We start from the raw sequence: 12,560 nt of genomic DNA, 5'->3' as shown, positions 1-12,560 counted from the left end.
TTTATTCCCCTTTTCTATCATTAATTGTTTTCATTGTTTCAATTAGTTTATTTAATTGAATTAATAAAGAACGATATTCTTGCTCTGTAATTCCTAAATTTGTGGCCATCGTTGTCGGTAATGAACAAGCTTTTTCTTTTAAATCTTTACCTTGTTCTGTTAATTCAATACAAACTTTTCGCTCATCTTCTTTTGAACGAACGCGTTTTACGAGTTGTAATGATTCCATTCGTTTTAACATAGGTGTTAAAGTGCCGGAATCTAGAAATAGACGTTCTCCAATTTCTTTTACTGTTAGTCCGTCTTGCTCCCATAGTACGAGTAAAGTAATGTACTGGGGATACGTAATGCCCATTTCTTCTAAATACGGTCGGTAAAAACGAGTAACCTCTCTAGAACAAGCGTAAATAGAAAAACAAAGTTGGTTATCTAGATGCAAAGGATTTTCTTTCATAAGCAACTCCTTGTATTTTTAAATTGTGCACAATTTAATTTTGTAAAATCAATATAACGAAAAAGAAACACAATGTCAAATACATTGTATTGAGAAAGTGAGTACTATATTTTGGAACAATCATACATATTTTCCTTCATGATGAAAGAAGATAGAAAAGATGATGTTATAATTAATATGGAATAGTTTCCATCACTTGATTATGAGTACTTTTTTTGGTAACGTACAAATAGAGTTGTTATTTTATAATCATTATAAAGTAGAGAGTTCTTTATTAATCTTACTGAAGCTCCTTTATTACATATGGAGAATAAAGTGAAACTTTAATCAGTCGGGCTTTTACGGGCAGTTATCTCCCACCTAACTTCCTCGCATTCGTCGAATTTCGAGGTGGGAGTTTTACTGCCCGTTAACGCGGGATAAATAAAAAATAATCAGTTGTTCACACGATTGTCAGATTCATAAGAGGAAAGTTGTATTATGATAGTAGATAAAGTGATAAAACGGGTGAAGGGGGACATGCTGCGTGCATATTCTTGTTGTTAGTGTAAATTATCGAACAGCCCCTGTAGAATTTCGTGAGAGACTCACATTTCAGGCAGCAGAGCTAGAGCAAGCAATGACTACATTACAAAACCAAAAGAGCGTGCTAGAAAATGTCATTGTATCAACTTGTAATCGCACTGAGATTTACGCTGTTGTCGATCAATTACACACGGGACGGTATTACATTAAGAAGTTTTTAGCTGATTGGTTTCAGCTTGAAATAGAAGAAGTCGCACCATACTTGTCTATTTTTGAACAAGATGGCGCAATAGATCATTTATTCCGCGTAACGTGCGGTTTAGATTCTATGGTTGTTGGAGAGACACAAATTTTAGGTCAAATAAAAGATAGCTTTTTAGAAGCACAACAAGTAAAAGCGACAGGTACAATTTTTAATGAGTTGTTTAAGCAAGTGGTTACGTTAGCAAAACGTGCGCACTCAGAAACAACGATTGGTGAAAGTGCGATGTCTGTTAGTTATGCTGCTGTTGAGCTCGGAAAGAAAATATTTGGTGATTTAACAGATTGTCATGTACTTATTCTTGGTGCGGGTAAGATGGGTGAACTTGCACTGCAAAACTTATACGGAAGCGGTGCGCGTAAAGTAACAGTTATGAATAGGACGCTTACGAAAGCGGAAGTGATGGCTGAGAAATATATGGGACATGCAAAGCCTTTAAGTGAATTGCAATGTGCATTATTAGAAGCGGATATTTTAATTAGTTCAACGGGTGCATCAGAATATGTCATTACGAAAGAAATGATGACAAAAGTAGAGAGAATGCGCTCTGGTCGTCCATTATTTATGGTTGATATTGCAGTACCACGTGATATTGATCCTGCGATTGATGAATTAGAAGGCTCTTTCTTATATGATATCGACGATCTGCAAGGTGTAGTTGAAGCAAACCGTGCTGAACGTTTAAAAGAAGCAGAGAAAATTCAATTTATGATTGAAGAAGAAATGGTTTTATTTAAAACGTGGTTAAGTACGCTTGGTGTTGTACCGTTAATATCAGCTCTTCGTGATAAAGCGCTAGCAATTCAAAGTGATACGATGGAAAGCCTTGAGCGAAAAATACCAAACCTTAGTGATCGTGAGAAAAAAGTAATTAGTAAACATACGAAAAGTATTATTAATCAATTGTTAAAAGACCCAATTTTAGTAGCTAAAGAACTAGCTGCTGAAGAGGGAGCCGGCGAAAAATTAGCTTTATTTGCGAAGATTTTTGATTTAGAAGTGGAAGACGTAGAGAGTAGTGCGGAAGAAGTAGAACATAAAAGAGCGTGGACACCATCCGTTCCATCTTTATAACTTGGAAGGATGATCGGATGAGTTTTTTAAATAACAGTATTATTTATCATATTGCAATTATTTTATATGCTTGTAGCATTAGTTTATATTTTATAGATTATTTTCAAAGTAACCGAAAGGCGAACCGATTTGCTTTTTGGTTACTTGCGATTGTATGGGTATTGCAGTCTATCTTTATGTTGCTTAGGGCTACAGATTCAGAAACGAATCCTATTTTAACTTTATTATCAGGGATTTATTTTTATGTTTGGTTATTGATTACGATGTCATTAGTCATTAATCGATTTATGCGCATTGACTTTTTAGTCTTTTTTACAAATGTTGTAGCATTTGGCGTAAGCGCTTTTTCTATTTTTACACCGCTTGGAAAGATGTCGCCAGTACTTGCAGAGCAATTAGTTTCAGAACTTGTATACGTGCATGTCGGTATGGCGATTATTTCTTATGCAACGTTTACTGTATCGTTTATTTTTTCTATTATGTATTTATTGCAATATCGGCTATTAAAAAAGAAAAAATGGAATGCGAGATTAAGAAGATTAGGAAATTTGCCGAAGCTTGAATCTATGTCTTACGGATTAAATTTATTTTCTGTTCCGTTTTTCTTATTAGCAATTATATTAGGATGCATATGGGGATATACAAAATTGGATAATTTCCATTGGTATGATACGAAAGTAATCGGGTCTTTTGTCGTTCTATTTGTATATTGTGTGGGCTTATATTTACGAGCGGCAGATGTGTTGCAAGGTAAGAAAATTGTGCAGTGGAATATCGGGGCATTTCTCGTAATGCTAGTTAACATTTTTCTATTAAGCAGTTTATCTAATTTCCACTTTTGGTATTTATAATGAGGAGAGAGAATTATGCGCAAAATTATTGTAGGTTCACGAAAGAGTAAACTAGCATTAACACAAACAAATTGGTTTATCGATCAATTAAAAGCGCTTGGTTTACCATATGAATTTGAAGTGAAAGAAATCGTCACAAAAGGTGATGTTATTTTAGATGTTACTCTTTCAAAAGTAGGCGGAAAAGGTTTATTTGTAAAGGAAATTGAACACGCGTTACTTACGAAAGAAATTGATATGGCTGTACATAGTATGAAAGATATGCCAGCTGTACTTCCAGATGGATTAACGATTGGTTGTACACCAAAGCGCGTTGACCCTCGTGATGCTTTTATTTCTAAAAACGGAGAATCGTTTAAAGACTTAGCAGAAGGCGCAATCTTAGGAACGAGTAGTTTGAGACGTAGTGCACAACTACTAGCTGCGAGACCAGATTTACAAGTGAAATGGATTCGCGGGAATATCGATACACGCTTACGTAAGTTAAAAGATGAAGATTACGATGCAATTATTTTAGCGACAGCTGGATTACAGAGAATGGGCTGGGACGGAGAAGTTATTACAGAACATTTAGATGAAACGTTATGTGTACCAGCCGTAGGACAAGGTGCATTAGCGATTGAATGTCGTGAGGATGATAAGGATTTACTTCAGTTGTTAGCACATATTAATGATGCAGTAACAGAAAGAACAGTGGCTGCTGAACGAGTATTTCTTCATAAACTTGAAGGTGGATGCCAAGTTCCAATCGCTGGATATGCAACTCTTAAAGAAAATGATGCAATCGAATTAACAGCGCTTGTCGGTTCTATGGACGGTTCTGTTTTATTGAAAGAGATAGTAGTAGGCAATGATCCGAAGCAAGTTGGATTAGAGGCTGCGGACCGTTTAATTAAACAAGGAGCAAAAGAGCTCATCCTTACTGCAAATAAGGAGCAACAATAAATATGGATGCTCTCGCTGGCAAAACAGTATTGATTACACGTGCCCAGCATCAAGCGAAACAAATGAGTGTAGCAGTGAAAGAACGGAGCGGAATTCCATTGGAAATTCCGCTTTTGCGTATGGAGGGCACATCTCAGGAACAAATTCAATATAAAGCAAGACAACTGCATTCGTATGACTGGGTTATTTTTACGAGTAAAAATGGTGTGGCCTTTTTTCTGGATGGTTTGAGAAAGAAAATACCTTTGACTATTAAAATCGCTGCGGTAGGCGTGAAAACAAAATTAGAGTTAGAAAAAAGAGGCTATCAAGTTCATTTCGTTCCGACTTCATTTGTTGCAGAAGTGTTTGCTGAAGAGTTTCTAAAAGAGTTAAGTGGAAACGAGCGTATTTTATTTCCGAAAGGGAATTTAGCAAGAGATGTAATCCCAGTAAAGCTAAGGGAGTTTGGTGTTTTTTTAGATGAGCTAATCGTATATGGTACGAAAGTGAATGTAGAGAAAAAGCAAGAACTTATAACAGCATTGAAATTAGGGAAAGTAAATATTATTACATTTACGAGCCCTTCAACTGTTGATAGTTTTGTTTATTTACTCGAGGGTACAAACTGGAGAGAATGGGCAAAAAAATGTACAATTGCTTGTATAGGACCGGTAACAGCAAAAGAGGCAAGGAGCTATTTCTCAGATGTTATCGTACCAGAAAAATACACAATAGAATCGTTAATACAATGCATTTGTGAATCTACTTTACATGCATAATCAAAATAAAAGAATGGGGATAGAAATCTATGAATTCTTTACAATTTAATCGTCATCGTCGTCTAAGACAAAGCGGGGGCATGCGTGCACTTGTGCGTGAAACATTTTTACATACAGAAGATTTTATTTACCCTATTTTTGTATTAGAAGGAGAAAATACTCGTAATGAAGTTCCTTCTATGCCAGGCGTATATCAAATGTCTTTAGATTTATTGCAAGCTGAAATGCAAGAGGTCGTTGATTTAGGTATTCGTTCTGTTATTGTATTTGGTTTACCTGCTGAAAAGGACGAAGTTGGATCATCGGCATATTGTGAGCATGGAATTGTACAGCGTACAATTAAGCAAATTAAAGATGAGTTCCCAGAGCTAGTAGTAGTTGCAGATACATGTTTATGTCAATTCACAAGCCATGGTCATTGCGGTGTTATTGAAGATGGCGTTATTTTAAATGATGAGTCTCTTGCAGTTCTTGCAAAAACAGCTGTAAGTCAAGCGAAAGCAGGGGCAGACATTATTGCACCATCTAACATGATGGACGGATTCGTAACAGCAATTCGCCATGCATTAGATGAAAATGGTTTCGCGCACGTACCAGTTATGTCGTACGCTGTGAAATATTCATCAGCATTTTACGGACCGTTCCGTGATGCAGCACATGGTGCACCACAGTTTGGTGACCGTAAAACATATCAAATGGACCCAGCGAACCGTATGGAAGCATTCCGTGAAGCAGAATCAGATGTAATGGAAGGGGCCGACTTCTTAATTGTAAAGCCAGCTCTTTCTTATTTAGATATCGTTCGTGATGTGAAAAATAACTTTAACTTACCAGTCGTTGCTTATAACGTAAGTGGTGAATATTCGATGATTAAAGCAGCGGCGCAAAATGGTTGGATTAATGAAAAAGAAGTTGTACTTGAGAAATTAATTAGCATGAAACGCGCAGGAGCAGACTTGATTATTACGTATCATGCAAAAGATGCAGCAAGATGGTTACAAGAAGGAGGCGCTAAATAATGAAAAAGTTTGATAAGTCGATTGCGGCGTTTGAAGAGGCTCAAGATTTAATGCCTGGAGGCGTAAATAGCCCTGTTCGTGCTTTTAAGTCGGTTGGTATGAATCCGCTGTTTATGGAGCGCGGAAAAGGCTCTAAAGTATATGATATCGATGGGAATGAATACATCGATTACGTATTATCGTGGGGACCTTTAATTCATGGTCATGCGAACGATCGTGTTGTTGAGGCTTTAAAAGCTGTTGCTGAAAAAGGAACAAGCTTTGGTGCACCAACAGAAATTGAAAATAAATTAGCGCAGCTTGTTATCGAGCGTGTACCATCAATTGAGATTGTGCGTATGGTTAACTCTGGAACAGAGGCGACAATGAGTGCATTGCGTTTAGCTCGTGGTTACACTGGACGTAACAAAATTTTGAAATTCATTGGTTGTTATCACGGCCATGGTGATTCTTTATTGATTAAAGCAGGTTCGGGTGTAGCGACGCTAGGTTTACCAGATAGCCCTGGTGTACCAGAGGGTGTAGCGAAAAATACGATTACAGTAGCGTACAACGATTTAGAAAGTGTAAAATATGCTTTCGAACAATTCGGTGATGACATCGCTTGTATAATTGTAGAACCAGTGGCAGGGAATATGGGTGTTGTTCCCCCGCAACCAGGATTTTTAGAAGGACTTCGTGAAGTGACAGAGCAAAACGGTGCACTACTTATTTTTGATGAAGTAATGACAGGATTCCGTGTTGCTTATAATTGTGGACAAGGTTACTACGGTGTAACTCCTGACTTAACTTGTTTAGGTAAAGTAATCGGTGGTGGTTTACCGGTAGGAGCATACGGTGGTAAGGCAGAGATTATGCGCCAGATTGCACCAAGCGGACCGATTTACCAAGCTGGAACATTATCGGGTAATCCACTTGCAATGACAGCAGGTTATGAAACGTTAGTGCAGTTAACGCCAGAATCATATGTGGAATTTGAGCGTAAAGCAGAAATGTTAGAGGCTGGACTACGTAAGGCAGCTGAAAAGCATAATATCCCGCATCACATTAATCGTGCAGGTTCTATGATTGGTATTTTCTTTACAGATGAGCAAGTTATTAATTATGATGCAGCAAAATCTTCAAACTTAGAATTCTTTGCAGCTTACTATCGTGAAATGGTAGAACAAGGTGTATTTTTACCACCTTCTCAATTTGAAGGTTTATTCTTATCAACAGCACATAGTGATGCAGATATTGCGGCGACAATTGCGGCGGCTGAAATTGCAATGTCAAAATTAAAAGCATAATTTCTTAGAGAAAATCGCTTTCCATTAGGGGAGCGATTTTTTTTATTCATAAAGTAGCCTTAAGGAACATAAATCTGTAATGACATATAGTTTGGGAGGGGGAAAAGAAGTGGCAACAGATCATTCATTACGATTTTCGTTAAAAGAATCTGTTTGGTTCCAAAAGGGACAGGAAGTCGAAGAACTTTTGTCAATTTCGTTAGATCCAGACGTTGAGATAGAGGAGCTCGATCATGAAGTTATCGTGAGAGGGCAATTAGATTTAACGGGAGAGTACGTTGCAAGGCAAGATGATTCAGCTTATTCATTAAGAGAGCTATCACCAGCAAAGGCAATTGATTATGTAGAAACAAGGGAAGACGGGGTTAATGAGCTTGTCCATTCCTTTCCGCTCGAAATATCAATTCCAAGAAATCGAGTGAAAGTAATTGAAGAATTATATGTATCAATTGAGGAATTTGATTATGAATTAAAGGAAAATGGTTGCTTACAACTATTAGCGGATATATCTATTACAGGCTTATGTGACGAGGAAAGAACCGAGGATGAAGAGGAAGAGACGGTGTATGCCGAGTTGGAAGCTGATTCAGCTGAAGAGGATGAAAGTAGACCTGAGCCGCACGAAGAGGTACCAGCCTATAAAGAATCAGATGGATGGGAAGATTATGCATTTGAACCGTTTCAGCTAGAAGAAAGAAAAGAGCAAGAAATAGAAGAAGAGGAATTAGAAGAACATGAATTTGTGGAGCGTGAAGAGGAGAAAGAAACGACGCCACAATTTGAATTGTTCGGGCGAAAAAATTTCAAGAAAGAAAAAGCGAAAAAGCAGGAAGAGCCAGAGGAAGAAGCATATTCACAGCGAGATGAAAATGCACTTTATTTAACGAAATTATTTACGAAAGAACCAGAAGAAGAATTTACGAAGTTAAGAATGTACTTCGTACAAGAAGGAGATACAATTGAATCTGTTGCAGAACGTTATGAAACGACTGTACAAAACTTATATCGTGTAAATCAATCAGAAGATATATATTTAACTACAGGGCAAATTATATATATTCCTGTTTCAAAAGCAAAGGCGAAATAAGTGAGTGAGTTTTTTCACTCACCTCTTTTCTTTTCCTAGAAGCTATGTTTTGAATAAGAAAGGGTTATTCGTATGGATATTGAATTACGAAATCGCTATGAACCCATTGTGAGGCAATATAGATTGGACACTCAGCATATGGAAGAGCACGGAAGTGTAATGAAAATTTATACGAATCAAGGTCCGTATGCGTTAAAGAAAATACAAGATAGAAAATTAGAGCGGAATAATTTTTTGCACCATATTCAATATTTGAAGGAGAAAGGTTTTTCGAATTATGTACCTATCTATCATACGACGGACGGGAATTATATTTTAAGTGATGGGACGTATAGCTATTATTTAATGCCTTGGTTAGAACGTGCGGAAGGAAATGGCGAAGATAATGATCAATACCATAAGATGTTTCAAACGCTCGGGACGTTGCATCAAAAAACGGTGAAAGAGGAGACGTATACAGAAGAAGATTTAGAAAAACATTATACGAATATATCCGACCGTTGGGAAAATGATGGTGAGATGTTAGAAGAGTTTCTTGTAGAATCTGAAGCGAAGTGGTATATGTCTCCGTTTGAATTACAATATTGTACGTATTATCACCATGTTATGAGAGCGCGTGAGTTCGCAACGAAGCAATTAAATGAATGGCATGATGCGATGAAAGAAAAGGAAACAACACGTACTACTTTCGTTCATGGGAATGTATCGCTTAATCATTTCTTATTTGATTATGAGCGAAACGGCTATTTTATTAGTTTAGAAAAATCGCAGTTTGCAACGCCTGTGCAAGATATAGTAGGTTTTTATTCTCGGTCTTTAAACACATATCCAATTGCACGGAGTGACCGCTTTGAATGGTATCAAATGTATCAAAAAAATTTCCCGTTTACGAAAGAGGAGCAGCTTCTTATGTTTGCATATATGACGTATCCGTCGTATTTTATTCGGCAAATTCAGTCGTATACGAAAAGAAGAAAGAGTCGTAATGAAGAAAATGAGCTCCGCGGGGTGAAAAATCTGCAGCAATCGCATTGGCTCGTTAGCAATACAGAATATTTCCTTTCGCAATTACAAGCTGCCCAGCAAGGGAACGGATAAAGTGAAACTTTAACCAGTGGGGGTCTTACTGCCTATTAACGCGGGATAAAGAAGATAAGTAGGGAGAACCCTGCTTATCTTCTTTTATTAGTTCCATAAAGAGATAAAAGCCGTAGTTTCAAATTTATCTTGACGAATAAGGTTTCGTTTTTTACACTATTGTATATAATAATTAACAATCACATAAATGCATTGAAGGGGAAGAGTATAACATGAAACGTCTTCAGAGAGGAGAATCATTAGCTGGGAGATTCTCTAGATAGTTATGTTAGAAGGTAGCCCTGGAGCATCTTTTCTGAACGGAATAGTTCTCATTAGGAAAAGACGGATTTGTCCGTTATCAAATTAAGAGTATAAGCAAATTCCTGAATTTGTTTGTAAATAAAGGTGGTACCGCGATGTCCCTCGTCCTTTTTTGGATGAGGGGCATTTTTTATTTTAAGGAGGGAAAATAATGTCAAACACGGAAAAGAATTTACCAACTAAATATGATCATATGTCCGTTGAAGAAGGCCTTTACAAGTGGTGGCTTGAAGGCAAATATTTCGAAGCAACAGGAGACGAGAAGAAACAACCGTATACAATCGTAATCCCACCGCCAAACGTAACTGGTAAGTTGCACTTAGGTCATGCTTGGGATACGACACTTCAAGATATTTTAACGCGTACGAAGCGTATGCAAGGATACGATGTATTATGGCTTCCAGGAATGGACCATGCTGGTATAGCAACGCAAGCGAAAGTAGAAGGGAAACTTCGTGAAGAAGGTATCTCACGTTACGATCTTGGCCGTGAGAAATTCCTTGAAAAAGCTTGGGAATGGAAAGAAGAATACGCTTCTCACATTCGTCAACAATGGGGCAAAGTTGGTTTAGGACTAGACTATTCTCGCGAACGTTTCACATTAGACGAAGGTTTATCTAACGCTGTTAATAAAGTATTCGTTCAATTATACGAAAAAGGCTTAATTTACCGCGGTGAGTATATTATCAACTGGGATCCAGCAACACGCACAGCTCTTTCTGATATTGAAGTAATTCATAAAGAAGTTCAAGGTGCATTCTACCATATGAACTATCCGTTAACAGATGGATCTGGTCACATTCGCCTTGCAACTACTCGTCCAGAAACGATGCTTGGTGATACAGCAGTAGCAGTTCATCCAGAAGATGATCGCTACAAACATTTAATCGGAAAAACAGTTACACTTCCAATCGTAGGCCGTGAGATTCCGATTATTGCTGATGAATACGTAGAAAAAGACTTCGGAACAGGCGTTGTAAAAATTACACCAGCTCATGACCCGAATGACTTTGAAGTAGGTAACCGTCATGACTTACCACGTATTTTAGTAATGAACGAAGATGGAACGATGAACGAAAAAGCTGGCAAGTATAACGGTATGGATCGTTTCGAATGTCGTAAAGAGTTAGTGAAAGACTTACAAGAAGCTGGCGTATTGGTAGAAATCGAGCCTCATATGCATTCAGTAGGTCATAGTGAGCGTAGCGGTGCAGTTGTTGAGCCCTACTTATCAACACAATGGTTCGTAAAAATGGCTCCACTTGCAGAAAAAGCGGTAGAACTTCAACAAAAAGAAGAAGAAAAAGTAACGTTCGTACCAGAGCGTTTTGAAAACACATACTTACGCTGGATGGAAAACATTCATGACTGGTGTATTTCTCGTCAATTATGGTGGGGTCACCGCATTCCAGCTTGGTATCATAAAGAAACTGGTGAAGTATACGTAGGCACGGAAGGACCAGCTGATATTGAAAACTGGAATCAAGATAACGACGTACTTGATACATGGTTTAGTTCAGCACTATGGCCATTCTCAACACTTGGTTGGCCAAATGAAGATGCAGTAGACTTTAAAAAGTTCTATTCAACAGATGCACTAGTAACTGGTTATGACATTATCTTCTTCTGGGTATCTCGTATGATTTTCCAAGGTTTAGAGTTTACAGGAGAGCGTCCATTTAAAGACGTATTAATTCATGGTTTAGTTCGTGATGAGCAAGGACGTAAAATGAGTAAATCTCTTGGTAACGGTATTGATCCGATGGATGTTATCGAGAAGTACGGTGCAGATGCGATGCGTTACTTCTTATCAACAGGAAGTGCACCAGGTCAAGATTTACGTTTCAGCATGGAAAAAGTAGAATCTACTTGGAACTTCATTAATAAAATTTGGAACGCATCCCGTTTCGTATTAATGAACATGGATGACATGAAGTATGAAGAAATCGATTTAACTGGTGAAAAATCAGTTGCAGATAAGTGGATTTTGACTCGCTTAAACGAAACAATCGAAAGTGTAACACGTAACATGGATAAATATGAGTTCGGTGAAGCTGGTCGTTCATTATACAACTTCATTTGGGATGATTTCTGTGACTGGTACATTGAGATGGCGAAACTGCCACTATACGGTGAAGATGAAGCAGCTAAGAAAACAACTCGTTCTATTTTAGCTTACGTATTAGACCAAACGATGCGTCTATTACACCCATTCATGCCATTTGTAACAGAGAAAATTTGGCAGCATTTACCGCATGAAGGCGAGTCTATTACAGTAGCGGCATGGCCAACAGTTCGCGAAGATTTACAAGATAAAGAAGCGGCAGCAGAAATGCACCTTCTAGTTGATATCATTCGCTCTGTTCGTAACATCCGTGCGGAAGTAAATACACCAATGAGCAAAAAAGTTCAAATGCAAATTAAAGCAAAAGACGAGGTAGTACTAGCTCAGCTTACGAAAAATAGTTCTTACATTGAGCGTTTCTGTAACCCAAGTGAACTAACAATTAAGATTGATTTACAAGCACCAGAAAAAGCGATGACTGCAATCGTATCAGGTGCAGAGTTATTCTTACCATTAGCTGATCTTATCAATCTTGATGAAGAGAAAGCGCGTCTTGAAAAAGAACTTGAGAAGTTCGATAAAGAAGTAGAACGTGTACAGAAGAAACTTTCAAACCAAGGATTCGTAGCGAAAGCTCCTGCAGAAGTTATTGACGGAGAGCGTGCGAAAGAGCAAGATTATCTAGAAAAACGCGAAGCGGTTCGTCAACGTCTAGCTGATCTTGAGAAATAAAGTGAAACTTTAATCAGTGGGGGGGTGTTCATCCCCACGCTGATTATTAGCCTTCACCAATCGGGCGTTTACGGGAGCCCGACTCCCGCCCAATT

General features: G+C 37.9%; 10 protein-coding genes and 1 other annotated feature. Of the genes, 9 read left to right on the top strand and 1 reads right to left on the bottom strand.

The window, feature by feature from the left end; all coding sequences use genetic code 11:
- Nucleotide 1: 1 nt before the first annotated feature.
- Nucleotides 2-454: a MarR family winged helix-turn-helix transcriptional regulator gene (locus FT637_RS04475; RefSeq protein ID WP_000662437.1), complete on the bottom strand. Its 453-nt coding sequence runs from the start codon at nt 452-454 to the stop codon at nt 2-4.
- Nucleotides 455-980: 526 nt separating this feature from the next.
- On the opposite strand from FT637_RS04475, the gene hemA reads away from it, so the two are divergent.
- From hemA to FT637_RS04430, 9 genes are all read left to right on the top strand, one after another.
- Nucleotides 981-2,315 (top strand): glutamyl-tRNA reductase, encoded by a 1,335-nt coding sequence (gene hemA / locus FT637_RS04470; protein WP_193645277.1) that lies wholly within the window; start codon nt 981-983, stop codon nt 2,313-2,315.
- A 17-nt stretch (nt 2,316-2,332) separates the two neighbouring features.
- Complete coding sequence (locus FT637_RS04465) at nt 2,333-3,166, top strand: cytochrome c biogenesis protein (protein ID WP_193645276.1); 834 nt, start codon at nt 2,333-2,335, stop codon at nt 3,164-3,166.
- Between the two features lie 15 nt (nt 3,167-3,181).
- The gene (gene hemC, locus FT637_RS04460; protein ID WP_193645275.1) at nt 3,182-4,111 is read left to right on the top strand and encodes a hydroxymethylbilane synthase; all 930 of its coding nucleotides are present in this window, start codon (nt 3,182-3,184) and stop codon (nt 4,109-4,111) included.
- A gap of 2 nt (nt 4,112-4,113) precedes the next feature.
- The gene (gene hemD, locus FT637_RS04455) at nt 4,114-4,872 is read left to right on the top strand and encodes a uroporphyrinogen-III synthase (RefSeq protein WP_193645274.1); all 759 of its coding nucleotides are present in this window, start codon (nt 4,114-4,116) and stop codon (nt 4,870-4,872) included.
- A gap of 29 nt (nt 4,873-4,901) precedes the next feature.
- Nucleotides 4,902-5,891, top strand: a complete 990-nt coding sequence (gene hemB / locus FT637_RS04450; RefSeq protein WP_193645273.1) for a porphobilinogen synthase — start codon at nt 4,902-4,904, stop codon at nt 5,889-5,891.
- Nucleotides 5,891-7,180: a glutamate-1-semialdehyde 2,1-aminomutase gene (gene hemL / locus FT637_RS04445; RefSeq protein ID WP_193645272.1), complete on the top strand. Its 1,290-nt coding sequence runs from the start codon at nt 5,891-5,893 to the stop codon at nt 7,178-7,180. The genes hemB and hemL overlap by 1 nt, the downstream gene beginning before the upstream one ends.
- A 79-nt stretch (nt 7,181-7,259) precedes the next feature.
- The gene (gene spoVID / locus FT637_RS04440) at nt 7,260-8,267 is read left to right on the top strand and encodes a stage VI sporulation protein D (RefSeq protein WP_193645271.1); all 1,008 of its coding nucleotides are present in this window, start codon (nt 7,260-7,262) and stop codon (nt 8,265-8,267) included.
- A 72-nt stretch (nt 8,268-8,339) separates the two neighbouring features.
- On the top strand, nt 8,340-9,365 hold the full coding sequence (gene ysxE, locus FT637_RS04435; RefSeq protein WP_193645270.1) for a spore coat protein YsxE: 1,026 nt from the start codon (nt 8,340-8,342) through the stop codon (nt 9,363-9,365).
- A gap of 183 nt (nt 9,366-9,548) precedes the next feature.
- Nucleotides 9,549-9,781: a binding site (T-box leader), on the top strand.
- A 38-nt stretch (nt 9,782-9,819) separates the two neighbouring features.
- Nucleotides 9,820-12,465: a valine--tRNA ligase gene (locus FT637_RS04430; protein WP_193645269.1), complete on the top strand. Its 2,646-nt coding sequence runs from the start codon at nt 9,820-9,822 to the stop codon at nt 12,463-12,465.
- The last annotated feature ends 95 nt before the right edge of the window (nt 12,466-12,560 follow it).

This window comes from Bacillus cereus (genome assembly GCF_015071065.1).
GTDB classification, from domain to species: Bacteria; Bacillota; Bacilli; order Bacillales; family Bacillaceae_G; genus Bacillus_A; species Bacillus_A cereus_BA.
Note: the sequence above shows the minus strand (reverse complement) of the source record. Positions and strands in the feature narration are given on the sequence as shown.

Coding starts and splice junctions, on each gene's coding strand:
- hemL (WP_193645272.1), top strand. CDS start 5,891: ATGAAAAAGTTTGATAAGTCGATTGCGGCGTTTGAAGAGGCTCAAGAT.
- hemD (WP_193645274.1), top strand. CDS start 4,114: ATGGATGCTCTCGCTGGCAAAACAGTATTGATTACACGTGCCCAGCAT.
- FT637_RS04475 (WP_000662437.1), bottom strand. CDS start 454: ATGAAAGAAAATCCTTTGCATCTAGATAACCAACTTTGTTTTTCTATT.
- hemC (WP_193645275.1), top strand. CDS start 3,182: ATGCGCAAAATTATTGTAGGTTCACGAAAGAGTAAACTAGCATTAACA.
- ysxE (WP_193645270.1), top strand. CDS start 8,340: ATGGATATTGAATTACGAAATCGCTATGAACCCATTGTGAGGCAATAT.
- spoVID (WP_193645271.1), top strand. CDS start 7,260: ATGACATATAGTTTGGGAGGGGGAAAAGAAGTGGCAACAGATCATTCA.
- FT637_RS04430 (WP_193645269.1), top strand. CDS start 9,820: ATGTCAAACACGGAAAAGAATTTACCAACTAAATATGATCATATGTCC.
- hemB (WP_193645273.1), top strand. CDS start 4,902: ATGAATTCTTTACAATTTAATCGTCATCGTCGTCTAAGACAAAGCGGG.
- FT637_RS04465 (WP_193645276.1), top strand. CDS start 2,333: ATGAGTTTTTTAAATAACAGTATTATTTATCATATTGCAATTATTTTA.